The following is a 25,559-nucleotide window of genomic DNA, read 5'->3' as shown; positions in this document are numbered from 1 at the left end:
TTTAAGTATTGGTCTCATATAATTTCCCAAACTTCCCGATAACCACCTTCCGCCCCTCCTCAATCTGCGCATCAACCAAGTCCGCCCAGGACTGAAGCATCTCCCGCCGCTGATTCAGGTACTCCGCGCGGTTGTAGACACCGCGAACGCCGCCGATTTTATGCGCCAGGCATTTCTCTACCCAGTCGGAGTTGTAGCCTTGCTCATGGAGCAATGTGCTGGCAGTACGCCGGAAGTCATGAATAACAAAATCCCTGACGTTAAGATCCAGCGTACGCACCGCACAGTTCAGCGTTGTTTTGAAGATCGGACGTCGGTAGTCGTTTCGGCTGGGGAAGACGTATGGAGAATCTCCGGCCAGAAATTTTAACTCTTCGAACATCGCCAGCGCCTGCTTTGACAGCGGAACAATATGCGGGTTATCCATCTTCATTCTTTCGCCGGGTATACGCCATTCCAGCACGTTGAAGTTAACTTCGCTCCATGTCGCTTCAATCATCTCCGATTTACGCACCATGCCGATGATCAGCAGGTGCAAAGCCAGCTTGTGGCGTCGGTTCATGTTAGAGGTGTAGATCCCCCGTAGCAGGATACCGATCTCTTCTGCCGTTAGCGCCACGTCGCGGCTTGTTGCTTGTGCGGTATAACGAGCCTCGATAGCGGCTGCCGGGTTGTTGAAGATGATTCCCCTCGAAATCGCGTAGGCCAGCATGCGTTTAAGCACGTTTCGCGTCAGTAGCGCGACGTGATCCGAACCTCGTTGCTTGATGCGGTCGAGCACGACCTGAATATGGGCAGTTGTGAGTTCTTCCAGTTCCAGCTTCCCGATGATGGGAATGTTGTCCTTCTCGATAACGCGAGCGATGTTGCGCGGATCGCGGTTACTTTTTTCAACGATAACGGTCAGCCAGCGTTTGGCGAATGTTTTGACTGTCGTTGGGTCTTTCTGTTTAAGCTTTTCTTCCTGCTTTTTCTGCGCGGGATTGATGCCATGGGCAACCAGTGTGCGGCACTTTTCACGCCAGAGCCGCGCTTCTGCAAGTGAGAAAGCCGGGTATTCACCCAGCGTGATCTTTTGCGATTTGTTGTCAAAGCGGTAGCGGAAACGCCAGATTTTTCGTCCGGTGGGAAGAACTTCAATCACCAACCCGTCATGATCGGCAAGTTGCCAGGGGCGGTTTCTGGGAGCAAGTGTGCGTAGTTTGGTATCTGAAAGTGCCATATCTCACCTCTACAGTGTGTCCATGGGCATACTTTCTAATAGATTGTTTAATATTGGATTATTAACGCCTTCTTTTTCACTGTGTCCATGAGAAGGCATGTTTGAGCGTTTTTTATACCGTTTTTTGTGTCATTTGATGTGATTTTTAGCTCAAAAAATAAACAATGTCACACGAGGGATTTAAAGATGGGCACAATTCAGTACACAAAAATCGCGGATGAACCCGCACGACTATGGACGAGTATGGAAGTAAAAACCCGCATTAACAAATAGTTAATGCGGGTTAGTGAACGTTCACGGACGAAGATGGACTAAAACTTACTTACCAATGCAGAAGCTCGAGAAAATCCGTCCCAGCAGATCGTCCGACGTAAACTCCCCGGTGATCTCGCTCAGGTTCTGCTGCGCCAGACGCAGTTCCTCCGCCAGCAGCTCGCCGGCCCAAGCGCCGATCAGCTGGGCTTTGCCCTGCTCAAGGTGGCGAGCCGCCTCTTCCAGCGCCTGCAAGTGACGACGACGCGCCAGGAAGCCGCCTTCCATGCTGGTGTCAAAACCCATGCTCTGTTTGAGATGGTTACGCAGGGCTTCCACGCCTTCCCCGGTACGGGCCGACAGACGAATAAGTGAGTGGCCATTCACATCGCTGATGCCCAGCGTTTCGCCGGTAACGTCGGCCTTATTGCGCACCACGGTGATCGGCAGTTTGGCCGGGAGACGGGCGATAAAGTCTGGCCAGATTTCAGCCGGGTCAACGGCGTCGGTCGTGGTGCCGTCCACCATAAACAACACGCGGTCGGCCTGCTCGATCTCCTGCCAGGCGCGTTCGATACCGATACGCTCGACTTCATCGCTCGCATCGCGCAGGCCAGCGGTATCGATGATGTGCAGCGGCATGCCGTCGATATGGATATGCTCGCGCAGAACATCGCGGGTGGTACCGGCTATGTCGGTCACGATCGCCGCTTCACGGCCCGCCAGGGCGTTCAGCAGGCTTGATTTCCCGGCGTTGGGGCGACCAGCAATGACCACCTTCATGCCCTCACGCAGCAGGCTGCCCTGGCGCGCTTCGGCGCGAACGGCATCCAGATCGTTCATCACCTGGTTGAGCTGGGCTTCGATTTTGCCGTCAGAAAGGAAGTCAATCTCCTCGTCCGGGAAGTCGATAGCCGCTTCAACATAGATTCGCAGGTGAGTAAGTGCTTCCACAAGGTGATTCACGCGTGCGGAAAATGCCCCCTGCAACGAGTTCAGCGCGGAGCGGGCTGCCTGTTCGGAACTGGCGTCGATCAGGTCGGCAATCGCTTCGGCCTGAGCCAGGTCGAGCTTATCGTTCAGGAAGGCACGCTCGGAGAACTCACCCGGCTTCGCAATGCGCAGGCCAGGCAGGGTCAGAATACGTTTCAACAGCAGGTCGAGGATCACCGGGCCGCCGTGACCCTGAAGCTCCAGCACGTCTTCGCCGGTAAAGGAGTTTGGGCCGGGGAACCACAGCGCAATGCCCTGGTCCAGCGAGGTGCCGTCGGCATCTTTAAATGGCAGATAATCAGCGTAGCGCGGCTTTGGCAGTTTACCCAGCACCGCTTCGGCCACCTCACGCGCCTTCAGGCCGGAGATGCGCAGAATGCCTACACCACCGCGTCCCGGTGGGGTTGCCTGGGCGACGATAGTGTCGTTATGGCTCATGGTTGCTCTCGTTCAATACAAATAAAAAAGGCGGTCAATCGACCGCCCTTATTTTAGCGTTAAGTTACCGAATCAGGACTTTTTCTTTTCGCGGCTATGCAGGCCACGTTTTTCCAGACCACGGTAAATCAGCTGCTGCTGGATGATGGTCACCAGGTTGCTGACGATATAGTACAGCACCAGACCTGACGGGAACCACAGGAAGAACACGGTGAAGATGACCGGCATAAAGGTCATGATCTTCTGCTGCATCGGGTCAGTCACGGTGGTCGGAGACATCTTCTGGATGAAGAACATCGTCACGCCCATCAGGATCGGCAGGATGTAGTACGGGTCCTGTGCGGACAGGTCATGGATCCACAGGGCGAACGGCGCGTGGCGCAGCTCAACGGAACCCATCAGCATGTAGTACAGCGCAAGGAAGATTGGCATCTGAATCAGCAGCGGGAAGCAACCACCCAGTGGGTTCACTTTCTCTGCTTTATACAGGGCCATCATCTCCTGGCTCTGACGCTGTTTGTCATCGCCCAGACGCTCACGCATAGCCTGAATCTTCGGCTGTAGCATACGCATCTTCGCCATGGAGGTGTACTGAGCTTTAGTCAGCGGGTACATGATGCCACGAACGATAAAGGTGATAACGATGATGGAGAAGCCCCAGTTACCCAGGAAGCTGTGGATGAACTTCAGCAGCTTAAACAGCGGCTGAGAGATGAACCACAACCAACCGTAATCAACGGTCAGATCCAGGTGCGGCGCAACGGCAGCCATTTTATCCTGGATTTCCGGGCCGACCCACAGGGTGCTTGCCAGCTTACCGGTTTGACCCGGCTGCACCAGAACCGGCTGAGATTTGTAGCCGATGGCTGCAATACCGTTGCCGAGGTTCGCGGTGTAGAAGTTGTTCGTACCGTCGTTATTCGGTACCCACGCCGTCGCGAAATACTGTTGCAGCATTGCGACCCAACCGCCTTTAGAGCTGACGTTCAGGTTTTCGTTATCGGCAATGGTGTCGAATTTGTATTTCTCGTACTTAGTATCTGGCGTGGAGTAAGCCGCGCCACGGAAGGTATGCAGCGCAAAGTTGCTGCTTCCGGTGTCACGGTGAGACGGCAGATTGATGGACTGCTTCAGCTGACCAAAGGTAGAGATTTCCAGCGGTTTCGCACCGGTGTTCTGTACGCTGTAGCCCACGTTCACCGCATATTCACCGCGTTTCAGGGTGAAGGTTTTGGTGAAGGTGTTGCCTGCCGCGTCGGTGTAGGTCATCGGAATAACCAGTTCGTTCTGACCATCAGCCAGCACAAAGGTGTCATTCTCGACGTTATACAGTGGACGCGCACCGTTCGCCGGGTTATCCGGGCCATCACGACCGGTCAGGCCGCTCTGTGCCTGGTAGATAAACTCAGGCGTGGTTTCCAGTAACTGGAACGGTTCGGTAGACTTCAGCTCTTTCGGGTAGGTCAACAGCAGCGCCTGCTCAACATCACCACCACGGGTGTTGATAGTCAGCTCAAGCACATCGGTCTTAACCGTAATCTGTTTCCCCTGGCCACTGGCCGGTACGCCCTGGTCGGCGGCGCTACCCGCTGCGGTGGTCGTGGTCTGCGTGGTCTGCTGCTGGGGTTGAGGATTTTTATCCTGCTCCCATGCCTGCCAGATCATGAAAGACACGAACAACAAAGCGATGATAAGAAGATTGCGTTGCGAATCCATCGTTAGTGTTCTCTGGTATCAAAAGGTCCTGGAGGGACGGGGTCGTCTCCACCTGGGTGTAAAGGGTGGCATTTTAATACGCGTTTCACCGTCAACCAACTGCCTTTTATCACTCCAAACCTGCGCAATGCCTCAATTCCGTAGCTTGAGCATGTTGGCGTGAAACGGCAATGTGGCCCGAGTAGCGGACTAATCAGGCGTTGATAGACCCGAATGAGGGCTATCAGGACCCGCGAGCCAGGCGACAGTGGCGGCGCCATAATTTTTCCAACGCTTCCGAGAGAGCACGGTTATCGAGGTCGGCAACCCCTTTTTTAGCCACCACCACGAAATCCATTGAAGGCAGTTCGTGCTGACGTAAACGGAAGCTTTCACGCGTCAGACGTTTAATCCGGTTGCGTTCATGCGCACGCTTAACGTTTTTCTTGGCGACTGTGAGACCGATGCGGGGATGCCCCAGCGAATTTTGGCGGCCGAGGATGGTGATTTGCGGCGTGCCAGCCCGTAGTGGCTGCTGGAAGACGAAAGTGAAATGAGTGGGAGTTAACAAACGTAACTCCCTGGGAAATGCGAGCTTAACCACTCAGGGGTTAGCTTTATTACTTGGAAACGGTCAGACGAGCGCGGCCTTTAGCACGACGACGTGCCAGAACCTGACGACCATTTTTAGTAGCCATACGAGCACGGAAGCCGTGAGAACGGTTGCGCTTCAGTACAGACGGTTGAAAAGTGCGTTTCATGGCGATTTCTACCTAAACTTGAATAAATTCACTGACTTTTGCGTATACCCGAACGAGATTCGAACGACTAACGCCTCAGCGTGGGTGATTAAAGAGGCCGGATTGTAATAATTGTACACTCCGGAGTCAATTCTCTTTCCTTAAATCCCTGCGTATTTCCGCACGATTTCGCGTGGAAAATGAGCAACGAACGACGCAGGAAGATGAGCATCACGCGCCGGGTCGAGGATTATACGGGCTCGCCAACAAAGCGCAAGGATCCTCCTGGATCTTCGTTAGATCATTTAAGCCCAAAATTGTCTGTGCTCATTAAATTTTCCAATATGCGGCCTAAATCGCGAGGCACTCGTGTCAGGATCGTTTACACTTACCCGATTCCGGATCTTCCTGTGGATAAATCGGGAAGAATCTGTGAGAAACAGAAGATCTCTGGCTCAGTTTAGGCTATGATCCGCGGTCCTGATCGGGATCCAGCGATCCTGGCCGGGCATAAACACAACATCGTTCAGGCTGTATCAACGATAGCGTGTATAACCGCAGATAGCGGTTCGCACATCACCCTGATGGGGTCATGTCGATGTGCGCCAACAATCATGAATATTCAATAGTTTTCTTTTATTGTTCGAGTGGAGTCCGCCGTGTCACTTTCGCTTTGGCAGCAGTGTCTTGCCCGATTGCAGGATGAGTTACCAGCCACAGAATTCAGTATGTGGATCCGCCCATTGCAGGCGGAACTGAGCGATAACACGCTGGCTTTGTACGCGCCAAACCGTTTCGTGCTCGATTGGGTAAGGGATAAATACCTTAATAACATCAATGGACTGCTTAACGATTTCTGCGGGTCAGATGCCCCACAGCTGCGTTTTGAAGTGGGCACAAAGCCGGTCACCCAAACCGTTCGTGAAGTTGTCAATGTGGCAGCCCCTGCACAGGCGGCGCCCGCTCCAGCGCCTCGCGTTGCACCGGCTCGTCAGGGCTGGGATAACGTTCCGGCCCCCGCTGAGCCTACCTACCGCTCTAATGTTAACGTGAAACACACGTTCGATAACTTCGTTGAAGGTAAGTCGAACCAGTTGGCGCGCGCGGCGGCCCGCCAGGTTGCCGATAATCCCGGTGGTGCTTACAACCCGCTGTTCCTTTATGGCGGCACGGGTCTCGGTAAAACGCACCTGCTGCATGCGGTGGGCAACGGCATTATGGCGCGTAAGCCCAATGCCAAAGTAGTGTATATGCACTCCGAACGCTTCGTTCAGGACATGGTAAAAGCCCTGCAAAACAATGCGATCGAAGAGTTTAAACGCTACTACCGTTCCGTTGATGCGCTGCTGATCGATGACATCCAGTTCTTTGCCAATAAAGAACGATCGCAGGAAGAGTTTTTCCACACCTTTAACGCCCTGCTGGAAGGCAATCAGCAGATCATTTTGACCTCGGATCGTTATCCAAAAGAGATCAACGGCGTTGAAGATCGTCTCAAATCCCGCTTCGGCTGGGGCCTGACCGTGGCGATCGAGCCGCCGGAGCTGGAAACCCGCGTCGCGATCCTGATGAAAAAAGCCGACGAGAACGACATTCGCCTGCCGGGTGAAGTGGCGTTCTTTATTGCCAAGCGCCTGCGTTCCAACGTTCGTGAGCTGGAAGGGGCACTGAACCGCGTTATCGCCAACGCCAATTTTACCGGTCGTGCGATCACCATCGATTTTGTGCGTGAAGCGCTGCGCGATTTGTTGGCATTGCAGGAAAAACTGGTCACCATCGACAATATTCAGAAGACGGTGGCTGAGTACTACAAGATCAAAGTGGCAGATTTACTGTCTAAACGTCGTTCCCGCTCGGTGGCGCGTCCGCGTCAGATGGCGATGGCGCTGGCAAAAGAGCTCACCAACCACAGCCTGCCGGAAATCGGTGATGCGTTTGGTGGCCGTGACCATACGACCGTGCTGCACGCCTGTCGCAAGATTGAGCAGTTACGCGAAGAAAGCCACGACATAAAAGAAGATTTTTCCAATTTAATCAGAACATTATCATCGTGACGCTATGAAATTTACCGTTGAACGTGAACATTTATTAAAACCGCTGCAACAGGTGAGTGGCCCATTAGGCGGCCGCCCTACGCTGCCTATTCTTGGAAACCTGCTGCTTCAGGTCGCTGACGGTACGCTGTCGCTGACCGGCACAGATCTGGAAATGGAAATGATCGCGCGCGTTACGCTGACTCAGCCGCACGACGCGGGCGCGACCACGGTTCCGGCACGTAAATTCTTTGATATTTGCCGTGGGCTGCCGGAAGGCGCTGAAATCGCCGTGCAGCTGGAGGGCGACCGCATGCTGGTGCGCTCTGGCCGCAGCCGTTTCTCCCTCTCCACGCTGCCCGCTGCGGACTTCCCGAACCTGGATGACTGGCAGAGCGAAGTTGAATTTACCCTGCCGCAGGCGACGATGAAGCGTCTGATTGAAGCCACGCAGTTCTCTATGGCGCATCAGGACGTTCGTTACTACTTAAACGGCATGCTGTTCGAAACCGAAGGTGAAGAGCTGCGTACCGTGGCTACAGACGGTCACCGTCTGGCGGTCTGTTCTATGCCTATTGGCGATTCACTGCCAAACCATTCGGTGATCGTACCGCGTAAAGGCGTAATTGAACTGATGCGTATGCTCGACGGCGGCGACACCCCGCTGCGCGTGCAGATTGGTAGCAACAATATTCGTGCCCACGTGGGCGATTTTGTCTTCACATCGAAGCTGGTAGACGGACGTTTCCCGGATTATCGCCGCGTATTGCCGAAGAACCCGGACAAAACGCTGGAGGCAGGTTGCGACATCCTCAAGCAGGCGTTCGCGCGCGCCGCTATTCTCTCCAACGAGAAATTCCGCGGCGTACGTCTGTACGTGAGTGAAAACCAGATCAAAATCACCGCCAACAACCCGGAGCAGGAAGAGGCAGAAGAGATTCTGGACGTCACCTACGCCGGGGCTGAGATGGAAATCGGCTTCAACGTCAGCTATGTGCTGGATGTGCTGAATGCACTGAAATGCGAGAACGTTCGCATCCTGCTGACTGACTCCGTTTCGAGCGTACAGATTGAAGATGCCGCATCACAGTCGGCTGCTTATGTTGTCATGCCAATGAGACTGTAATGTCGCTCACCCGTCTGTTGATCCGCGACTTTCGCAACATCGAGAGCGCGGATCTCGCTTTATCCCCTGGCTTTAATTTCCTGGTTGGCGCGAACGGCAGCGGCAAAACCAGCGTGCTGGAAGCCATCTATACGCTCGGTCATGGCCGGGCGTTTCGCAGTTTGCAGATTGGTCGCGTGATTCGCCACGAGCAGGATGCGTTTGTGCTGCATGGGCGCTTGCAGGGTGCCGAGCGGGAAACCGCCATCGGCCTGACCAAAGACAAGCAGGGCGACAGCAAGGTGCGCATCGACGGCACCGACGGCCACAAGGTGGCGGAGCTGGCACTGCTGATGCCGATGCAGCTGATTACGCCGGAGGGGTTTACTTTACTCAACGGTGGCCCCAAATACAGAAGAGCGTTCCTCGACTGGGGATGCTTTCACAATGAAGCCGGTTTCTTTAACGCCTGGAGCAATCTGAAGCGTCTGCTTAAACAGCGTAACGCCGCATTGCGCCAGGTCACGCGCTACGCCCAGCTGCGTCCGTGGGACATGGAATTAATTCCTCTTGCGGAACAAATCAGCCGCTGGCGTGCCGAATACAGCGCAGGTATCGCCGAAGACATGGCCGACACCTGCAAACAGTTTTTACCCGAGTTCTCTCTCACCTTCTCTTTCCAGCGTGGCTGGGAAAAAGAGACGGATTATGCCGAGGTGTTAGAGAGAAGCTTCGAGCGCGATCGCATGTTGACCTACACCGCGCACGGCCCGCACAAGGCGGATTTCCGCATTCGTGCCGACGGTGCGCCGGTGGAAGACACGCTGTCGCGCGGGCAGCTGAAGCTCCTGATGTGCGCGCTGCGCCTGGCGCAGGGGGAGTTCCTCACCCGCGAAAGTGGGCGACGCTGCCTGTACCTGATAGATGATTTTGCCTCGGAACTTGACGACGCGCGGCGCGGGCTACTTGCCAGCCGCTTAAAAGCCACGCAGTCGCAGGTTTTCGTCAGCGCCATTAGCGCTGAACACGTTATGGACATGTCGGACGAAAATTCGAAGATGTTTACCGTGGAAAAGGGTAAAATAACGGATTAACCCAAGTTGAAATGAGCGAGAAACGTTGATGTCGAATTCTTATGACTCCTCCAGTATCAAAGTCCTGAAAGGACTGGATGCGGTGCGTAAGCGCCCGGGTATGTATATCGGCGACACGGATGACGGCACCGGTCTGCACCACATGGTATTCGAGGTGGTAGATAACGCTATCGACGAAGCGCTCGCGGGTCACTGTAAAGACATCGTGGTCACGATCCATGCGGACAACTCCGTGTCCGTTACCGATGATGGTCGTGGCATCCCAACCGGTATTCACCCGGAAGAGGGCGTATCTGCTGCGGAAGTTATCATGACCGTTCTGCACGCAGGCGGTAAGTTCGATGATAACTCCTATAAAGTTTCCGGCGGTCTGCACGGCGTAGGCGTATCCGTAGTAAACGCCCTGTCGCAGAAGCTGGAGCTGGTTATCCAGCGCGAAGGCAAAATTCACCGCCAGATTTATACCCATGGTGTGCCGCAGGCACCGCTGGCCGTTACCGGTGATACCGACAAAACCGGTACCATGGTGCGTTTCTGGCCGAGCCTTGAAACCTTCACCAACGTCACCGAATTCGAGTACGAGATCCTGGCGAAACGCCTGCGTGAACTGTCGTTCCTGAACTCCGGCGTGTCGATTCGACTGCGCGACAAACGCGACAACAAAGAAGACCACTTCCACTACGAAGGCGGTATCAAGGCGTTCGTTGAGTATCTGAACAAGAACAAAACGCCAATTCACCCGAATATCTTCTACTTCTCTACTGAAAAAGACGGTATCGGCGTGGAAGTGGCACTGCAGTGGAACGATGGTTTCCAGGAAAACATCTACTGCTTTACCAACAACATTCCACAGCGCGACGGCGGTACGCACCTTGCGGGCTTCCGCGCGGCGATGACCCGTACCCTGAACGCCTACATGGACAAAGAAGGCTACAGCAAAAAAGCGAAAGTCAGCGCCACCGGTGACGATGCCCGTGAAGGCCTGATTGCCGTGGTCTCCGTGAAGGTGCCGGATCCGAAATTCTCCTCACAGACCAAAGACAAGCTGGTCTCTTCTGAGGTGAAATCGGCGGTTGAACAGCAGATGAACGAACTGCTGAGCGAATACCTGCTGGAAAACCCGTCCGACGCGAAAATCGTGGTGGGTAAAATTATCGATGCGGCGCGTGCCCGTGAAGCGGCGCGTAAAGCCCGTGAAATGACCCGTCGTAAAGGCGCGCTGGACCTGGCAGGCCTGCCGGGCAAACTGGCTGACTGCCAGGAACGCGATCCGGCGCTGTCTGAACTGTACCTTGTGGAAGGGGACTCCGCGGGCGGTTCTGCAAAGCAGGGCCGTAACCGCAAGAACCAGGCGATTCTGCCGCTGAAGGGTAAAATCCTCAACGTTGAGAAAGCGCGCTTCGACAAGATGCTCTCTTCTCAGGAAGTGGCGACGCTCATCACCGCGCTCGGCTGCGGCATCGGTCGCGACGAGTACAACCCGGACAAACTGCGCTATCACAGCATCATCATCATGACCGATGCGGACGTCGACGGCTCGCACATTCGTACGCTGCTGTTGACCTTCTTCTATCGTCAGATGCCGGAAATCGTTGAGCGCGGCCACGTCTACATTGCCCAGCCGCCGCTGTATAAAGTGAAGAAAGGCAAGCAGGAACAGTACATTAAAGATGACGAGGCGATGGATCAGTACCAAATCGCGATCGCCCTTGATGGTGCGACCCTGCACGCAAACTCCAGCGCGCCAGCGCTGGCCGGTGAACCGCTGGAGCGTCTGGTCTCCGAGTTCAACGCCACGCAGAAAATGATTGGCCGTATGGAGCGTCGCTATCCGAAAGCGCTGCTGAAAGAGCTGATTTATCAGCCAACCCTGACCGAAGCCGAGCTGAGCAACGAGCAGACCGTCACCCGCTGGGTGAACACCCTGGTGAGCGAGCTGAACGAGAAAGAGCAGCACGGCAGCCAGTGGAAGTTCGACGTTCAGCAGAACGCTGAGCAGCAGTTCGAGCCGATCGTCCGCGTGCGTACCCACGGCGTCGATACCGACTACCCGCTGGAGCACGAGTTTGTTACCGGTCCGGAATACCGCCGTATCTGCACCCTCGGCGAGAAGCTGCGTGGTCTGATCGAAGACGACGCGTTTATCGAACGTGGCGAGCGTCGTCAGCCGGTAGCCAGCTTCGAACAGGCGCTGGAGTGGCTGGTGAAAGAGTCCCGTCGTGGCCTCTCTATTCAGCGTTATAAAGGCCTGGGCGAAATGAACCCGGATCAGCTGTGGGAAACCACCATGGATCCGGAAAGCCGTCGCATGTTGCGCGTCACCGTTAAAGACGCAATCGCAGCGGATCAGCTGTTCACTACCCTGATGGGTGACGCGGTTGAACCACGTCGCGCCTTCATCGAAGAGAACGCCCTGAAAGCGGCGAACATCGATATTTAATCGTCGTTATACCGCACGATAACAGGCCGCGCTTTTAGCGCGGCTTTTTTATGGGCGCAGGCATATCCAGCGACATCACGGACGGTAAACGGCTCGCCAGCGTATCTATCGCTATTCTAACCCTCAGCGGCAGATGCGGCGTCTGCTGCCAGACTGCATGAACGTCGAAGCGCACGTCCGGTGCCTGCTTTAAAAGCGGGATGAGTTTTCCCTGATGTATTTCTCTGCGGGCCATCCAGCAGGGCAACCACGCAAGGCCGTGTCCGGCCAGCGCAGCGTCGCAGATTGCCTGTAAATCATCCATATTGAGCGATGAGCGGGGAGTAAAGGTGTGCGATCTCCCTTCGCTATCCATTAGCTGCCAGGGCAGCACTCTGCCTGATCGCAGATAGTTAATGGCAGTGTGGTGGGGTAAATCAGCAACGTTTTCTGGATGGCCGTTCTTCATCAGGTAATCCGGGGCGGCACACAGCACCATGCGATGCTCGCCCAGCCTTCTGGCGACCAGCACGCTGCTGTCCTGCAGCGTGCCGTTACGTACCGCCATATCAAAGCCTTCCTCTACCAGATCCACCACGCGGTCGCTGAATGACATTTCAAGCTCAAGCCCAGGATGTTCCTGCGTCAGTTCTATCAGCAGTGGCGCGACGCACTGGCGACCAAACAGAACCGGCATGGCGACGCGCAGGCGGCCGCTGACCTGCTGCTTCCCTGTTTCAAGCAGCGACTCCGCGCCCCGAATCTCCTCCAGCGCGCGAAGGCAGCGTTCATAAAACAGAGCGCCGTTGTCGGTCAGCCTCTGGCTGCGGGTGGTACGCTGGAAAAGACGAACCCCCAGCCGCTCTTCAAGACGAGCAATGCTTTTTCCTACCGCCGAGCGCGACAAATGCAGACGGACGGCGGCCTGCGCAAAACTTCCCGCCTCAACGGCGGCCACAAATACAGGTATATCCTTCAGCGTATCGGTCATGAATTGTATCCACTGCGTCATCAATTATGGGAAAACTTATCGCCACTGGCGACCAAACGTCAACGGTAGACTGTCAGTCCTAAAGCTTATTTGATGGCAGGAGAGAAAAAATGACAGAAACAATGCAGCGCTGGTCAATGAACGCCCTTGGGCGCGAGAGCCTTCAGCTTGTTCAGGTGCCTGTGCCACAGCCAGGCCCGGGGGAGGTTCGCGTAAGGGTTAATGCCGTTGCGCTCAACTACCGGGATAAAATGGTGATTGAAGGCACGATGCCGATTCCGCTTTCCTTCCCGTTTACCCCAGCATCTGACATGGCAGGCGTGGTGGACAGCATTGGCGAAGGCGTTACGCGTTTCAAACCCGGCGCACGCGTCATCTCAACCTTCTTCCCGGAATGGATCGACGGCAAGCCGCAGGCAGACGCGCGCGATTTGCCCTATAAAACGTCCGGTGGATACTTCCAGGGCATGCTGGCCGAATATGTGATTGTGAGTGAAAACGCGCTGGTGGCGTCCCCGGAAAGCCTGGATGACGCTGAGGCCAGCACGCTTCCTTGCGCGGGGCTTACCGCATGGTTCGCGCTGGTGGAGCGCGGTCATTTACGCGCCGGGCAATCGGTGCTGGTACAAGGCACGGGCGGTGTGGCGCTATTCGCTTTGCAGATAGCAAAAGCGCACGGCGCAGAAGTTATTGTTACGTCGGGGAGTGATGAAAAACTGGCTCTGGCCAAAAAGCTGGGAGCCAGCCAGGGCATCAACCGACTGAAAGGCGACTGGGCTGAAAATACGCTGGCACTGACGCAGGATCGCGGCATCGACCATATTATCGAAACCGTGGGTGGGGAGAATCTGAGACATTCCCTTCGCGCGGTAGCCGTTCACGGGCGTATCTCCGTTATTGGCGTGCTGGCCGGAACGGACATTTCCCTGCCTGCTGGCGAGCTGCTGCTGAAATCCCCCGTCATTCAGGGGATTGGGGTTGGACACCGCCGGGCGCTGGAAGATTTCGTCCGTTCTGTTGATGTCACGGAGTTAAAACCGGTGATTGAACATCGCTATCGTTTTGACGAACTGGAACAGGCGCTTGAGCATCTGGATCGCGGTGCGTTTGGCAAAATCGTTCTCACCCGCGAGTGAGTTCTTGTTCCCGGGATAAATACAAAAGGGGCTTTTTGTTGCGCAAGGTAGCTCTATTTTTGTGTGCTTAATCGCGTTAGCATGAGATAGCACTCATTTATCCTGGGGACCTCATGGCTATCAAACTCATTGCAATCGATATGGACGGCACGCTGCTGCTGCCAGACCACACTATCTCTCCTGCCGTTAAAAATGCGATCGCCGCCGCACGCGAAAAAGGTGTGAACGTGGTGCTCACCACCGGACGCCCGTATGCCGGGGTGCACAGCTACCTGAAAGAGCTGCACATGAATCAGCCTGGCGATTACTGCATCACCTATAACGGCGCACTGGTGCAAAAGGCAGCAGATGGCAGCACGGTGGCGCAAACTGCACTGAGCTATGATGACTACCTGTTCCTTGAAAAACTCTCCCGCGAAGTGGGCTCTCACTTCCACGCGCTCGATCGCAATACGCTTTACACCGCCAACCGCGATATCAGCTACTACACGGTGCACGAGTCCTACGTTGCAACCATTCCACTGGTGTTCTGCGAAGCGGAAAACATGGACCCGGCAACCCAGTTCCTGAAAGTGATGATGATTGATGAACCTGCGGTTCTCGACAAAGCCATCTCACGCATTCCGGCTGAGGTAAAAGAGAAATACACCGTGCTGAAAAGTGCGCCGTACTTCCTCGAAATCCTCGATAAACGCGTCAATAAAGGCACGGGCGTCAAATCGCTTGCCGATGCGCTGGGCATCAAGCCTGAGGAGATCATGGCGCTGGGCGACCAGGAAAACGATATTGCGATGATCGAATATGCAGGCATGGGCGTGGCGATGGATAACGCCATCCCGTCGGTGAAAGAAGTGGCGAACTTCGTCACCAAATCTAACCTGGAAGACGGCGTGGCTTATGCGATTGAGAAATTTGTCCTGTCCTAACAGCTGTCTGTAATCATCAGCCTCGGTTATCAACCGGGGCTTTTTTTTGCGCTGAATTTATCGAATTGTTCTTTTTGTGATCTGGATTGTACTACAACATTAATTGATTGTACTACATTATCACCACGGCTAAGGCGAAAGGACTCACGTTTGTACTGCAAAAGTGAGGCGAAATTCAGCGGTCGCGGTAAAGTAGTGATGGACTTACAGAGCACAAGGACTCTCCATGACACTCAATAAAACCGATCGCATTGTCATCACGCTGGGCACTCAGATTGTGGGTGGCAAATACGTTCCCGGTTCGCCGCTGCCAGCAGAGGCGGAACTGTGCGAGGAGTTTGAAACCTCGCGCAACATCATCCGGGAAGTGTTCCGCTCGCTGATGGCGAAGCGGCTGATTGAAATGAAGCGCTATCGCGGCGCGTTTGTTGCGCCGCGTAACCAGTGGAACTACCTCGATACCGATGTTCTGCAATGGGTACTGGAAAACGACTACGACCCACGGCTTATCGGCGCGATGAGCGAAGTCCGAAATCTGGTGGAACCGGCCATCGCCCGCTGGGCGGCAGAGCGCGCAACGTCAGGTGACCTGGCACAGATTGAGTCGGCGTTAAACGACATGATCGCCAATAACCAGAATCGGGAGGCGTTCAACGAGGCGGACATTCGCTACCACGAGGCGGTACTGCAGTCGGTGCATAACCCGGTGTTACAGCAGCTTAGCGTGGCGATCAGCTCGCTACAGCGAGCAGTATTTGAACGTACCTGGATGGGCGATGAGGCCAACATGCCGAAAACGCTTCAGGAACATAAAGCGCTGTTCGATGCGATACGGCATCAGGACGGCGATGCGGCAGAGCAGGCGGCGCTGACCATGATCGCCAGCTCGACACGAAGGTTGAAGGAAATCACATGACATCACGCTACATCGCAATTGACTGGGGATCGACCAATCTGCGCGCCTGGCTCTACCAGGGGGAGCAGTGTCTGGAAAGCAGGCAATCAGAAGCAGGTGTGACGCGCCTGAACGGTAAATCCCCCGAAGCGGTGTTAGCAGAGGTGACACAAAACTGGCGCGACGGTACTACGCCAGTGGTGATGGCCGGAATGGTCGGCAGTAACGTGGGCTGGAAGGTTGCGCCTTACCTGTCGGTTCCGGTGCATTTCACCGCCGTTGGCGAGCAGTTAACGTCTGTTGGCGACAATGTCTGGATTATTCCCGGTTTATGCGTCTCTCGCGACGATAACCATAACGTGATGCGCGGCGAAGAGACGCAGCTGCTCGGGGCGCGCACCCTTTCTCCTTCTTCTGTCTACGTCATGCCCGGGACGCACTGCAAATGGGTCCAGGCGGATGCTGAGCAAATTCATGATTTCCGCACGGTGATGACCGGCGAACTGCACCACTTGCTGCTTAAGCATTCGCTGGTGGGGGCCGGTTTGCCGGAGCAAACCCCTTCGCCGGAAGCGTTTGCCGCCGGGCTTGAGCGCGGGATCGCATCCCCTGCCGTTTTGCCGCAACTTTTTGAGGTTCGCGCCTCGCACGTGCTGGGAAATCTTCCGCGCGAGCAGGTCAGCGAATTTCTGTCCGGCCTGCTGATTGGCGCAGAAGTCGCCGCCCTGAGCGACGGGTTCGCCGGGCAGCAGGCCATCACGCTCGTCGCGGGTTCATCGCTGACGTCTCGTTACCGCCAGGCGTTCCACGCTATCGGACGGGATGTTGCTGCGGTGGAAGGCGACACGGCATTTCAGGCAGGCATAAGGAGCATCGCTCATGCAGTGGCAAACTGATCTTCCCCTGATCGCGATTTTGCGCGGTATCACGCCCGGTGAGGCCTTAGCGCACGTTGGCGCGGTGATCGACGCCGGGTTCGACGCGGTGGAAATCCCGCTCAACTCCCCGGAATGGGAAAAAAGCATTCCGGCAGTTGTTAAGGCGTTCGGTGATAAGGCGCTGATTGGTGCTGGTACCGTATTACAGCCGGAGCAGGTGGATGAACTGGCGAAGATGGGCTGCAAGCTTATCGTCACACCGAATATCAACCCCGAGGTGATCCGCCGGGCGGTGGATTACGGCATGACCGTATGCCCGGGTTGCGCCACGGCCACAGAAGCCTTTGCCGCCCTCGATGCGGGCGCACAGTCTCTCAAAATTTTCCCGTCGTCGGCCTTTGGTCCGGATTACATCAAAGCGCTGAAAGCGGTCTTACCCGCCAGCGTGCCGGTCTTTGCCGTGGGCGGCGTCACGCCGGAAAACCTGGTGCAGTGGATAAAAGCAGGTTGTGCGGGCGCGGGGCTGGGCAGCGATCTCTATCGTGCCGGACAGCCCGTTGAGCGTACCGCACAGCAGGCGGCAGCATTTGTGAAAGCGTATCGAGAGGCAGTGCAATGAAAATAACCAAACTTACCACGTACCGTTTACCCCCGCGTTGGATGTTCCTGAAAATCGAAACCGACGAAGGCGTGGTTGGCTGGGGCGAGCCGGTGATTGAAGGCCGTGCGCGTACGGTTGAAGCCGCGGTTCACGAGCTGGGTGAATACCTGATTGGCCAGGATCCGGCGCGCATCAACGACCTGTGGCAGGTCATGTACCGGGCGGGATTTTACCGTGGCGGTCCGATCCTGATGAGCGCCATCGCCGGTATCGATCAGGCGCTGTGGGATATCAAAGGCAAAGTGCTGAATGCCCCGGTCTGGCAATTAATGGGCGGCCTGGTGCGAGACAAAATCAAAGCCTACAGCTGGGTGGGCGGTGACCGCCCTGCGGAAGTGATCGACGGTATCCGGCAGCTGCGCAACATCGGTTTTGACACCTTCAAACTCAACGGCTGCGAAGAGATGGGCGTTATCGACAACTCGCGCGCGGTAGACCGGGCGGTGAACACCGTGGCGCAAATCCGCGAGGCTTTCGGCAACGAGATTGAGTTTGGCCTGGATTTCCACGGCCGCGTCAGCGCGCCAATGGCCAAAGTGCTGATTAAAGAGCTGGAGCCGTATCGCCCGCTGTTTATTGAAGAGCCTGTTCTGGCCGAGCAGGCGGAATACTATCCAAAACTGGCTGAACAGACGCACATTCCCATCGCGGCGGGGGAGCGTATGTTCTCGCGCTTCGAGTTTAAGCGCGTGCTGGAAGCGGGCGGCATTGCGATCCTGCAACCGGACCTCTCCCACGCGGGTGGCATCACCGAATGCTACAAAATTGCCGGCATGGCAGAAGCCTACGATGTGGCGCTGGCACCGCACTGTCCGCTTGGGCCGATTGCGCTGGCAGCCTGTCTGCATGTGGACTTCGTCTCCCGCAATGCGGTGTTCCAGGAACAAAGCATGGGCATTCACTATAACAAGGGCGCGGAGCTGCTCGACTTTGTGAAAAACAAGGAAGACTTCAGCATGGAAGGCGGTTTCTTTAAACCGTTAACGAAGCCGGGCCTTGGCGTGGAGATCGACGAAGCCAAAGTCATTGAGCTGAGTAAAAGTGCGCCGGACTGGCGTAACCCACTGTGGCGTCATGAAGACGGTTCCGTAGCCGAGTGGTAAATGCGCGTCATACTTCGCGCTGGTGATGCGTTGGCTGCGTTTTCTTACCCCGGTCACATACTTTTGTATGCTCCCGGGGATGCGAAAACTTGCCGCCTTCCCCCAGCACGAATTATTTAGCGCATTCCGTTTACGTTTTTAATTAAAAAAACCAAATACACCCTCTGTAAATTACAGGGCATGGTGAGCGGCTTCGCTATGCCCAAAATCTGGAGACAGATTGCGATGGATATTCCAGTTACTGCTACAAAAACCGGGCGTCGCCGCTACCTGACGCTAATTATGATTTTTATTACCGTGGTCATTTGCTATGTCGACCGCGCCAACCTTGCTGTGGCCTCGGCCCATATTCAGGAAGAGTTTGGCATCACCAAAGCGGAAATGGGCTACGTCTTCTCGGCGTTTGCCTGGCTTTATACGCTCTGCCAGATCCCCGGCGGCTGGTTCCTTGACCGCGTGGGGTCACGTCTGACCTACTTTATCGCTATTTTGGGCTGGTCCGTGGCGACCCTGTTCCAGGGCTTCGCCACCGGGCTGATGTCGCTGATAGGCCTGCGCGCCATCACCGGGGTGTTTGAAGCGCCCGCGTTCCCGACCAACAACCGCATGGTGACCAGCTGGTTCCCTGAACACGAACGTGCTTCCGCTGTTGGTTTTTACACCTCCGGGCAGTTTGTTGGTCTGGCGTTTCTGACGCCGCTGTTAATCTGGATCCAGGAGCTGCTGAGCTGGCACTGGGTGTTCATCGTCACCGGCGGGATCGGCATTATCTGGTCGTTAATCTGGTTTAAGGTCTATCAGCCGCCGCGTCTGACCAAAAGCATCACCAAAGCCGAACTGGACTACATCCGCGACGGCGGCGGTCTGGTGGACGGCGATGCGCCAGTGAAAAAAGAGGCGCGCCAGCCGCTGACCAGAGCGGACTGGAAGCTGGTCTTCCACCGTAAGCTGGTGGGCGTATATCTGGGCCAGTTCGCGGTGACCTCCACGCTGTGGTTCTTCCTCACCTGGTTCCCGAACTATCTGACCCAGGAAAAAGGGATAACCGCGCTGAAGGCGGGCTTTATGACCACCGTACCCTTCCTTGCGGCGTTTTTCGGCGTCCTGCTCTCGGGCTGGCTGGCGGATAAGCTGGTGAAAAAAGGCTTCTCACTGGGCGTTGCGCGTAAAACGCCGATTATCTGCGGACTGCTGATCTCTACCTGCATCATGGGAGCGAACTACACCAACGATCCAGTGTGGATCATGACCCTGATGGCGGTAGCGTTCTTCGGGAACGGTTTTGCCTCCATCACCTGGTCGCTGGTGTCGTCCCTGGCACCGATGCGGCTGATTGGCCTGACTGGTGGCGTATTCAACTTCGTTGGCGGCCTGGGCGGGATCACCGTGCCGCTGGTCATCGGTTACCTGGCGCAGGACTACGGCTTTGGTCCGGCTCTGGTGTATATCTCTGCCGTGGCGCTGATCGGCGCGCTCTCCTACATCCTGCTGGTAGGTGACGTGAAACGAGTAGGTTAATCCCTTCGGATGTTTTACCCTGATGCGATAACCGCGCATCAGGGTATTTTCATGAAACAAATCACCTTCGCTTCCCGCAACCACCAGCTCACTAACATCAACATCTGGACGCCAGACAGCCAGTGGCTTGTCTATGATGTCCGCCCGTCCGGCGCGTCGTTTACCGGTAAAACCATTGAGCGGGTCAATGTCATTACGGGCGAGGTTGAGGTGATCTACCGTGCGACTGACGGCGCGCATGTCGGCGTGGTGACCGTTCATCCTGCCGAGGAGAAATATGTTTTTATCCACGGCCCGAAAAACCCGGATGCAGACTGGCAGTATGATTTTCACCATCGTCAGGGAGTGATTGCGCACAACGGCCAGGTGAGCAATCTTGATGCGATGGATATCACCGCGCCTTACACGGCGGGGGCGCTGCGTGGCGGCAGCCACGTTCACGTTTTTAGCCCGAACGGGCAGTTCGTCAGCTTTACCTACAACGACCATGTACTGCACGCGCGCGATCCGCAGCTGGATTTGCGTAACGTCGGGGTGGCGGCGCCTTTTGGTCCGGTAAACCCACAGGGGAACCATCCGCGGGAATATGCCGGAACCTTCTGGAGCGTACTGGTAAGCCGGACAACGCCGAACCCGCAACCGGGCAGCGATGAGATTAACCGCGCCTATGAAGAGGGCTGGGTGGGCAACGACAGGCTGGCGTTTATCGGCGATACGGTGTCTGCGAAAGGCGAGAAAGTGCCCGAACTGTTTATTGTGGACCTTCCCAAGGACGAGCAGGGCTGGAAACGGGCGGGCGATGCGCCGTTGCAGGGGACGCCGGATACAATGCCCGCGCCGCCTGCGGGCATCATGCAACGCCGCCTTACCTTCACCCATCAGAAGGCGTATCCGGGGCTGGTGAACGTGCCGCGCCACTGGGTGCGCAGCAATCCACAGGGGACGCAGATTGCGTTTTTAATGCGGGACGATAACGGCATTGTGCAGCTGTGGCTTATCTCCCCTGAAGGCGGTGAGCCGCGTCAGTTGACCCACGCTGAGAGCGATATTCAGTCGGCCTTTAACTGGCATCCTTCCGGCAACGGGCTGGGATTTGTGCTTGCAGGCCGCATTGCCTGCTGCGATGCGCAGACCGGAGAGGTGACGTTTTTGACGTCCGATCATGGCAACCCGCCGTCTGCTGACGCTGTGGTGTTTTCCCCGGACGGACGTTTTGTTGCGTGGATGGAAGAGAAGGACGGTTTCCGCCAGCTGTGGCTAACGGAAACCGCACAGAATTAGCGCGGGGTCATCTCTGCGGGCGGGATGACGGAGTTAGTCGCCAGCGTCTCCTGCTCGCTTTTCTCAACGCGCGAACGCACTGAGCTGTCGGTGCGGAACATATCCCACGGCAGCAGAAGCGTATCGGCAACCGCCGTAAACGGCATATCAAGAATCGCCAGAGATTTGGTACCCCAGTTTGTCTCATCATCAGAGATCATGGCGGCACTGGCGCGCGTCCCCGGATATGTTCCTTCTTTACCGCCGGTGTGCGACATCACGCTCGAACACCCGCAAAGTAAAACAACCCCGCTGAACGTCGCCAGCTTAATCAGAACATTTCTCATCATCACTCAGTCATCATTAGTAGCACGGCATTGACCTGCAACTCAGGGTTATAGCGAGGCGCGTCCAAAATGGATAGCTCAAAACTCCCGCACTGTGGTCGCCATCGCAATTTAACCCTTTGTGCTGTGCCCCTGAGTCTATGCGACAACCAGCAAAGTGCAAAAAAATCTCACATCAACAGGCTTGAAAAGGCCGTATCCAGACCCATTTTAAGAATGTAACCCGATAACGGACACGCCTGATGGGTGTTCGGGGAAGCAGAAGCCTGTCCATGGTGGAAGGCTACATTTTCTCGCTGATTCCAGGAGTTTTTATCTATGCGTAATTTCGATCTCTCTCCGCTATACCGTTCTGCCATTGGTTTTGATCGTCTGTTCAACCACTTAGAAAACAACCAGAGCCAGAGCAACGGCTATCCTCCTTACAACGTTGAATTGGTTGACGAAAACCACTATCGCATTGCGATTGCTGTCGCCGGTTTCGCAGAGAGCGAACTGGAGATCACCGCGCAGGACAATCTGCTGGTGGTGAAAGGCTCCCATGCGGGCGAGCAGAAAGAACGAACCTACCTCTACCAGGGCATCGCAGAGCGCAACTTTGAACGCAAGTTCCAGCTGGCTGAGAACATCCACGTCAAGGGCGCGAACCTGGTGAACGGCCTGTTGTTTATCGAACTGGAACGTGTGATTCCGGAAGAGAAAAAACCGCGTCGTATCGAAATCAATTAATTAAGCGGGTCGCGGCTGCGGCCCACCTGAAATTGCTTGCCGTAAAGGGAGCATATGTGAATCCGCAAGGGTTTGCAGGTACAACTGCGCACAAAAATAAACTGTGCCGAACTCGCTTCTCAGAAGGAGATTTAGTATGCGTAACTATGATTTTTCCCCCCTGCTGCGTCAGTGGATCGGTTTTGACAAACTGGCTAACGCGCTGCAAAGCGCAACCGAACAGCAGACGTTTCCGCCGTACAACATCGAAAAAAGCGATGATAACCACTACCGCATCACGCTTGCGCTGGCCGGGTTTCATCAGGAAGATCTCGACATCCAGCTTGAGGGTACGCGCCTGACCGTTAAAGGGTCACCGGAAAAACCAGACACCGAGACCAAATGGTTGCATCAGGGGCTTGTCACTCAGCCGTTTAGCCTGAGCTTTACCCTGGCAGACCATATGGAAGTTTCTGGCGCGACGTTCACTAACGGGCTGCTGAATATTGACCTCACCCGTAACGTGCCGGAAGCTATCGCGCCGCAGCGCATCGCCATTAGCGACAGGCCGGCGTTAAACAGTTAACAAACCCGCCGAAACTGTAGGTCGGGTTAGGCGCAGCCGCCACCCGACAACGCTCACAGACCGCACAAGGCCCTGCCCCGGCAGGGCTTTTTTGTGCGCCATCGCCCATACAACCGCCGCCAGCTCTGAGAGAATCCTTGATATAACTAAGGTTATACACAGGATGTGGAACATGAGTGATATCGCGTTAACCGTCAGCGTGTTGGCCCTTGTCGCGGTAGTGGGGCTATGGCTGGGGAATATCAAAATCCGCGGCGTCGGGTTTGGGATTGGCGGGGTGCTTTTCGGCGGGATTTTTGTCGGCCATTTTGCCGACCAGCTTGGGTGGGTGCTCAGCGCCGATATGCTGCATTTCATCCAGGAGTTCGGCCTGATCCTCTTTGTGTATACCATCGGTATTCAGGTGGGGCCGGGCTTCTTCGCTTCCCTGCGCGTCTCCGGTTTACGCCTTAATCTCTTTGCCTTCGGCATCGTCGTGATGGGTGGGCTGGTCACCGCCATTCTGCACAAACTCTTCGCTATTCCGCTGCCCGTCGTGCTGGGCATCTTCTCCGGCGCCGTAACCAACACGCCCGCGCTCGGGGCGGGCCAGCAAATTCTGCGCGATCTGGGTATCCCTGCTGATGTCGTCGATCAGATGGGGATGAGCTACGCCATGGCCTATCCGTTTGGCATTTGCGGTATTTTGCTCTCCATGTGGCTGGTGCGCGTGCTGTTCCGCATAAACGTCGAGCAGGAGGCGAAAGAGCATGAAAGCACGCTGACCAACGGCCATGCGCTCATTAAAACCATCAACATTCGCGTCGAAAACCCCAACCTGAATAATATGGCGATACAGGATGTCCCCATTCTGAACAGCGCGACCATTATCTGTTCACGCCTGAAACGTGACGACACGCTGATGGTGCCTTCACCTGACACCCTCATTCAACACGGCGATCTCCTGCATCTGGTAGGGCAACCGGCGGATTTAAACAATGCCCGGCTGGTGATTGGTCAGGAGGTGGATACCTCGCTCTCAACCCGTGGAACGGACATGCGCGTGGAGCGCGTGGTAGTGACCAATGAGAAGGTCCTGGGCAAGAAAATACGCGATTTGCAGGTAAAAGAGCGTTATGACGTGGTGATCTCCCGGCTTAACCGCGCCGGTGTCGAGCTGGTGGCCAGCCAGGATGCCAGCCTGCAATTCGGTGATATTCTCAACCTCGTCGGGCGTCCTTCATCTATTGATGCCGTAGCGAACATGGTGGGCAACGCCCAGCAAAAACTCCAGCAGGTGCAGATGCTGCCGGTCTTTATCGGCGTCGGGCTTGGCGTCATGCTTGGCTCCATCCCCCTGTACGTGCCCGGCTTCCCGGTAGCACTGAAGCTGGGGCTGGCAGGCGGGCCGCTCATTATGGCGCTGATCCTCGGGCGTATCGGCTCCATCGGTAAGCTCTACTGGTTTATGCCGCCGAGCGCTAACCTGGCCCTGCGGGAGTTGGGCATCGTGCTGTTTCTGGCGGTGGTGGGGCTGAAATCCGGCGGCGATTTTGTCGATACTCTGGTGAACGGCGAAGGGATGAGCTGGGTAGGCTATGGCATATTCATTACCGCCATCCCGCTGATAACGGTCGGATTACTGGCGCGTATGTTCGCTAAAATGAACTATCTCACGCTGTGCGGCATGCTGGCCGGTTCCATGACCGATCCGCCCGCCCTGGCGTTCGCCAATAACCTGCACGCCACCAGCGGCGCGGCGGCGTTGTCCTACGCCACGGTCTATCCGCTGGTGATGTTTTTGCGCATTATCACCCCGCAACTACTGGCGGTGCTGTTCTGGGGGATGGGCTAATAAGTCTTCCGGGTGGATACGCCGCAGATGGTAGTCCACCTGGTAATCGCTGGTGTTCCTGAACATCACGGAATAGTTGAGGAACTCGCCGCTGTCGCTGTAGGAAAGAGAGGTGATGCGCAGCAGCGGCGTCTGTTCCGGCAGATTCATATAACCGGCCAGCTGTTTATCTGCCAGCACTGGCGTCAGGCTCTCGTAGTTGCCGCTAATGGTGATCCCGCACTCCTTCTCGATGTAATCAAACTTAGACCCTTCGAGATGCGCCAGGGAAAGATTGCGGAACAGCTTCACCGGCATAAAGCTGTCCTCCAGCATCAGCGGTTTTCCGTCCACGTAACGTACCCGCCTTGAAAAATAGATCCGCTCATCAACCTGAATCCGCAACTGGCTGGCGATGGCGGGCGGCGCGGGCATCACTTCAAACTGCAACACCTTGCTCTGCACTTCTTTCCCCTGCTGGCGCAGTACCTCCACCAGCCCGGTCAGGTTAGTCGTTTCATGATGAACGTCTTTGCGCGCCACGAACGTCCCGCTGCCGTGTCGACGTTCAACCAGCCCCCAGCTTACCAGCAGATCCAATGCCTTGCGGATGGTCATCCGGGCTACGCCAAACTCCTTTGCCAGCGCTTTTTCGCCGGGTAACGGGCTGCCAATGTTGTAGTCCGACGAATTGAGCCGTAGCCGCAATCTGTCGGCAATAGATTTGTAGATCACCTGTAGACCTC

General features: G+C 55.8%; 24 protein-coding genes and 1 other annotated feature. Of the genes, 15 read left to right on the top strand and 9 right to left on the bottom strand.

Features of this window, described 5'->3' with window-relative positions:
* Position 1 precedes the first annotated feature (1 nt).
* The 6 genes from AC4OVS_RS22085 to rpmH all read right to left on the bottom strand — a co-directional run bounded on the left by AC4OVS_RS22085 (position 2) and on the right by rpmH (position 5,361).
* The gene (locus AC4OVS_RS22085; RefSeq protein ID WP_491922720.1) at positions 2–1,222 is read right to left on the bottom strand and encodes a tyrosine-type recombinase/integrase; all 1,221 of its coding nucleotides are present in this window, start codon (positions 1,220–1,222) and stop codon (positions 2–4) included.
* Between the two features lie 318 nt (positions 1,223–1,540).
* Positions 1,541–2,905 carry a tRNA uridine-5-carboxymethylaminomethyl(34) synthesis GTPase MnmE gene (gene mnmE / locus AC4OVS_RS22080; RefSeq protein WP_022649885.1) on the bottom strand — a complete coding sequence of 455 codons (1,365 nt, stop codon included), beginning with the start codon at positions 2,903–2,905 and terminating at the stop codon, positions 1,541–1,543.
* Positions 2,906–2,977: 72 nt separating this feature from the next.
* Positions 2,978–4,621 (bottom strand): membrane protein insertase YidC, encoded by a 1,644-nt coding sequence (gene yidC / locus AC4OVS_RS22075; protein WP_023298949.1) that lies wholly within the window; start codon positions 4,619–4,621, stop codon positions 2,978–2,980.
* 2 nt (positions 4,622–4,623) lie between these two features.
* Positions 4,624–4,881 (bottom strand): membrane protein insertion efficiency factor YidD, encoded by a 258-nt coding sequence (yidD, locus tag AC4OVS_RS22070; RefSeq protein WP_001307474.1) that lies wholly within the window; start codon positions 4,879–4,881, stop codon positions 4,624–4,626.
* Positions 4,845–5,204, bottom strand: a complete 360-nt coding sequence (rnpA, locus tag AC4OVS_RS22065) for a ribonuclease P protein component (RefSeq protein ID WP_006808764.1) — start codon at positions 5,202–5,204, stop codon at positions 4,845–4,847. Before rnpA ends, yidD begins: the two co-directional genes overlap by 37 nt.
* A gap of 16 nt (positions 5,205–5,220) precedes the next feature.
* A complete protein-coding gene (gene rpmH / locus AC4OVS_RS22060; RefSeq protein ID WP_000831330.1) occupies positions 5,221–5,361 on the bottom strand; it encodes a 50S ribosomal protein L34 in 141 nt (46 codons plus the stop codon).
* 638 nt (positions 5,362–5,999) lie between these two features.
* On the opposite strand from rpmH, the gene dnaA reads away from it, so the two are divergent.
* From dnaA to gyrB, 4 genes are read left to right on the top strand one after another with little or no spacing between them, the layout of a single operon-like run.
* On the top strand, positions 6,000–7,394 hold the full coding sequence (gene dnaA / locus AC4OVS_RS22055) for a chromosomal replication initiator protein DnaA (protein WP_003861124.1): 1,395 nt from the start codon (positions 6,000–6,002) through the stop codon (positions 7,392–7,394).
* Between the two features lie 4 nt (positions 7,395–7,398).
* A complete protein-coding gene (gene dnaN / locus AC4OVS_RS22050) occupies positions 7,399–8,499 on the top strand; it encodes a DNA polymerase III subunit beta (RefSeq protein WP_003861122.1) in 1,101 nt (366 codons plus the stop codon).
* Positions 8,499–9,572 (top strand): DNA replication/repair protein RecF, encoded by a 1,074-nt coding sequence (gene recF, locus AC4OVS_RS22045; RefSeq protein WP_022646527.1) that lies wholly within the window; start codon positions 8,499–8,501, stop codon positions 9,570–9,572. Before dnaN ends, recF begins: the two co-directional genes overlap by 1 nt.
* Positions 9,573–9,600: 28 nt before the next feature.
* Positions 9,601–12,012, top strand: coding sequence for a DNA topoisomerase (ATP-hydrolyzing) subunit B (gene gyrB / locus AC4OVS_RS22040; RefSeq protein ID WP_063137909.1), 2,412 nt, complete (start codon positions 9,601–9,603; stop codon positions 12,010–12,012).
* A gap of 34 nt (positions 12,013–12,046) precedes the next feature.
* Here gyrB and AC4OVS_RS22035 read toward each other — a convergent pair whose 3' ends face one another.
* Entirely contained in the window at positions 12,047–12,982 is a 936-nt protein-coding gene (locus tag AC4OVS_RS22035) for a LysR family transcriptional regulator (protein ID WP_155019283.1), read from the bottom strand.
* A gap of 110 nt (positions 12,983–13,092) precedes the next feature.
* Between AC4OVS_RS22035 and AC4OVS_RS22030 the strand changes: the two genes are divergently transcribed.
* The 8 genes from AC4OVS_RS22030 (at position 13,093) to AC4OVS_RS21995 (ending at position 21,380) form a co-directional block, all read left to right on the top strand.
* The gene (locus AC4OVS_RS22030) at positions 13,093–14,118 is read left to right on the top strand and encodes a zinc-dependent alcohol dehydrogenase family protein (RefSeq protein WP_491922719.1); all 1,026 of its coding nucleotides are present in this window, start codon (positions 13,093–13,095) and stop codon (positions 14,116–14,118) included.
* A 113-nt stretch (positions 14,119–14,231) separates the two neighbouring features.
* Positions 14,232–15,044: a sugar-phosphatase gene (gene yidA, locus AC4OVS_RS22025; protein ID WP_023298954.1), complete on the top strand. Its 813-nt coding sequence runs from the start codon at positions 14,232–14,234 to the stop codon at positions 15,042–15,044.
* Positions 15,045–15,270: 226 nt separating this feature from the next.
* On the top strand, positions 15,271–15,960 hold the full coding sequence (gene dgoR / locus AC4OVS_RS22020) for a D-galactonate utilization transcriptional regulator DgoR (protein ID WP_003861109.1): 690 nt from the start codon (positions 15,271–15,273) through the stop codon (positions 15,958–15,960).
* Positions 15,957–16,835: a 2-dehydro-3-deoxygalactonokinase gene (locus AC4OVS_RS22015; protein WP_023298955.1), complete on the top strand. Its 879-nt coding sequence runs from the start codon at positions 15,957–15,959 to the stop codon at positions 16,833–16,835. The genes dgoR and AC4OVS_RS22015 overlap by 4 nt, the downstream gene beginning before the upstream one ends.
* Positions 16,819–17,436 (top strand): 2-dehydro-3-deoxy-6-phosphogalactonate aldolase, encoded by a 618-nt coding sequence (locus AC4OVS_RS22010; RefSeq protein WP_063150660.1) that lies wholly within the window; start codon positions 16,819–16,821, stop codon positions 17,434–17,436. The genes AC4OVS_RS22015 and AC4OVS_RS22010 overlap by 17 nt, the downstream gene beginning before the upstream one ends.
* The gene (dgoD, locus tag AC4OVS_RS22005) at positions 17,433–18,581 is read left to right on the top strand and encodes a galactonate dehydratase (RefSeq protein ID WP_003861103.1); all 1,149 of its coding nucleotides are present in this window, start codon (positions 17,433–17,435) and stop codon (positions 18,579–18,581) included. Before AC4OVS_RS22010 ends, dgoD begins: the two co-directional genes overlap by 4 nt.
* A 180-nt stretch (positions 18,582–18,761) precedes the next feature.
* Complete coding sequence (locus AC4OVS_RS22000) at positions 18,762–20,099, top strand: MFS transporter (protein ID WP_161177384.1); 1,338 nt, start codon at positions 18,762–18,764, stop codon at positions 20,097–20,099.
* 51 nt (positions 20,100–20,150) lie between these two features.
* On the top strand, positions 20,151–21,380 hold the full coding sequence (locus tag AC4OVS_RS21995; RefSeq protein ID WP_491922718.1) for a YidR family protein: 1,230 nt from the start codon (positions 20,151–20,153) through the stop codon (positions 21,378–21,380).
* Here the strand turns inward: AC4OVS_RS21995 and AC4OVS_RS21990 are convergent.
* On the bottom strand, positions 21,377–21,709 hold the full coding sequence (locus tag AC4OVS_RS21990) for a YceK/YidQ family lipoprotein (protein ID WP_032622035.1): 333 nt from the start codon (positions 21,707–21,709) through the stop codon (positions 21,377–21,379). The genes AC4OVS_RS21995 and AC4OVS_RS21990 overlap by 4 nt on opposite strands.
* Positions 21,710–21,956: 247 nt before the next feature.
* Positions 21,957–22,031 (top strand) — a sequence feature (ROSE (Repression Of Heat Shock gene Expression) occurs in the 5'-region of heat shock genes and acts as an RNA thermometer to modulate expression.).
* Here AC4OVS_RS21990 and ibpA point away from each other — a divergent pair.
* From ibpA to AC4OVS_RS21975, 3 genes are all read left to right on the top strand, one after another.
* Positions 22,025–22,435 (top strand): small heat shock chaperone IbpA, encoded by a 411-nt coding sequence (gene ibpA / locus AC4OVS_RS21985; RefSeq protein ID WP_003861094.1) that lies wholly within the window; start codon positions 22,025–22,027, stop codon positions 22,433–22,435. Its footprint overlaps the feature before it by 7 nt.
* Positions 22,436–22,571: 136 nt before the next feature.
* Complete coding sequence (gene ibpB / locus AC4OVS_RS21980) at positions 22,572–23,000, top strand: small heat shock chaperone IbpB (RefSeq protein ID WP_491922717.1); 429 nt, start codon at positions 22,572–22,574, stop codon at positions 22,998–23,000.
* Positions 23,001–23,172: 172 nt separating this feature from the next.
* Positions 23,173–24,834: a putative transporter gene (locus tag AC4OVS_RS21975; RefSeq protein ID WP_022646540.1), complete on the top strand. Its 1,662-nt coding sequence runs from the start codon at positions 23,173–23,175 to the stop codon at positions 24,832–24,834.
* Here AC4OVS_RS21975 and AC4OVS_RS21970 read toward each other — a convergent pair.
* Positions 24,802–25,548 (bottom strand): GntR family transcriptional regulator, encoded by a 747-nt coding sequence (locus AC4OVS_RS21970; RefSeq protein ID WP_022646541.1) that lies wholly within the window; start codon positions 25,546–25,548, stop codon positions 24,802–24,804. The two genes, AC4OVS_RS21975 and AC4OVS_RS21970, sit on opposite strands and share 33 nt — an antisense overlap.
* Positions 25,549–25,559 lie beyond the last annotated feature (11 nt).

It is taken from the genome of Enterobacter sp. 4974935 (genome assembly GCF_058661735.1).
This window is presented reverse-complemented; position numbering and strand designations above follow the sequence as displayed.

What these genes read in the sequence shown, in the direction of transcription:
- AC4OVS_RS22085 (WP_491922720.1), bottom strand. Translation starts at nt 1,222, where the DNA reads ATGGCACTTTCAGATACCAAACTACGCACACTTGCTCCCAGAAACCGC.
- mnmE (WP_022649885.1), bottom strand. Translation starts at nt 2,905, where the DNA reads ATGAGCCATAACGACACTATCGTCGCCCAGGCAACCCCACCGGGACGC.
- yidC (WP_023298949.1), bottom strand. Translation starts at nt 4,621, where the DNA reads ATGGATTCGCAACGCAATCTTCTTATCATCGCTTTGTTGTTCGTGTCT.
- yidD (WP_001307474.1), bottom strand. Translation starts at nt 4,881, where the DNA reads ATGGCGCCGCCACTGTCGCCTGGCTCGCGGGTCCTGATAGCCCTCATT.
- rpmH (WP_000831330.1), bottom strand. Translation starts at nt 5,361, where the DNA reads ATGAAACGCACTTTTCAACCGTCTGTACTGAAGCGCAACCGTTCTCAC.
- dnaN (WP_003861122.1), top strand. Translation starts at nt 7,399, where the DNA reads ATGAAATTTACCGTTGAACGTGAACATTTATTAAAACCGCTGCAACAG.
- recF (WP_022646527.1), top strand. Translation starts at nt 8,499, where the DNA reads ATGTCGCTCACCCGTCTGTTGATCCGCGACTTTCGCAACATCGAGAGC.
- gyrB (WP_063137909.1), top strand. Translation starts at nt 9,601, where the DNA reads ATGTCGAATTCTTATGACTCCTCCAGTATCAAAGTCCTGAAAGGACTG.
- AC4OVS_RS22035 (WP_155019283.1), bottom strand. Translation starts at nt 12,982, where the DNA reads ATGACCGATACGCTGAAGGATATACCTGTATTTGTGGCCGCCGTTGAG.
- AC4OVS_RS22030 (WP_491922719.1), top strand. Translation starts at nt 13,093, where the DNA reads ATGACAGAAACAATGCAGCGCTGGTCAATGAACGCCCTTGGGCGCGAG.
- yidA (WP_023298954.1), top strand. Translation starts at nt 14,232, where the DNA reads ATGGCTATCAAACTCATTGCAATCGATATGGACGGCACGCTGCTGCTG.
- dgoR (WP_003861109.1), top strand. Translation starts at nt 15,271, where the DNA reads ATGACACTCAATAAAACCGATCGCATTGTCATCACGCTGGGCACTCAG.
- AC4OVS_RS22015 (WP_023298955.1), top strand. Translation starts at nt 15,957, where the DNA reads ATGACATCACGCTACATCGCAATTGACTGGGGATCGACCAATCTGCGC.
- AC4OVS_RS22010 (WP_063150660.1), top strand. Translation starts at nt 16,819, where the DNA reads ATGCAGTGGCAAACTGATCTTCCCCTGATCGCGATTTTGCGCGGTATC.
- dgoD (WP_003861103.1), top strand. Translation starts at nt 17,433, where the DNA reads ATGAAAATAACCAAACTTACCACGTACCGTTTACCCCCGCGTTGGATG.
- AC4OVS_RS22000 (WP_161177384.1), top strand. Translation starts at nt 18,762, where the DNA reads ATGGTGAGCGGCTTCGCTATGCCCAAAATCTGGAGACAGATTGCGATG.
- AC4OVS_RS21995 (WP_491922718.1), top strand. Translation starts at nt 20,151, where the DNA reads ATGAAACAAATCACCTTCGCTTCCCGCAACCACCAGCTCACTAACATC.
- AC4OVS_RS21990 (WP_032622035.1), bottom strand. Translation starts at nt 21,709, where the DNA reads ATGATGAGAAATGTTCTGATTAAGCTGGCGACGTTCAGCGGGGTTGTT.
- ibpA (WP_003861094.1), top strand. Translation starts at nt 22,025, where the DNA reads ATGCGTAATTTCGATCTCTCTCCGCTATACCGTTCTGCCATTGGTTTT.
- ibpB (WP_491922717.1), top strand. Translation starts at nt 22,572, where the DNA reads ATGCGTAACTATGATTTTTCCCCCCTGCTGCGTCAGTGGATCGGTTTT.
- AC4OVS_RS21975 (WP_022646540.1), top strand. Translation starts at nt 23,173, where the DNA reads ATGAGTGATATCGCGTTAACCGTCAGCGTGTTGGCCCTTGTCGCGGTA.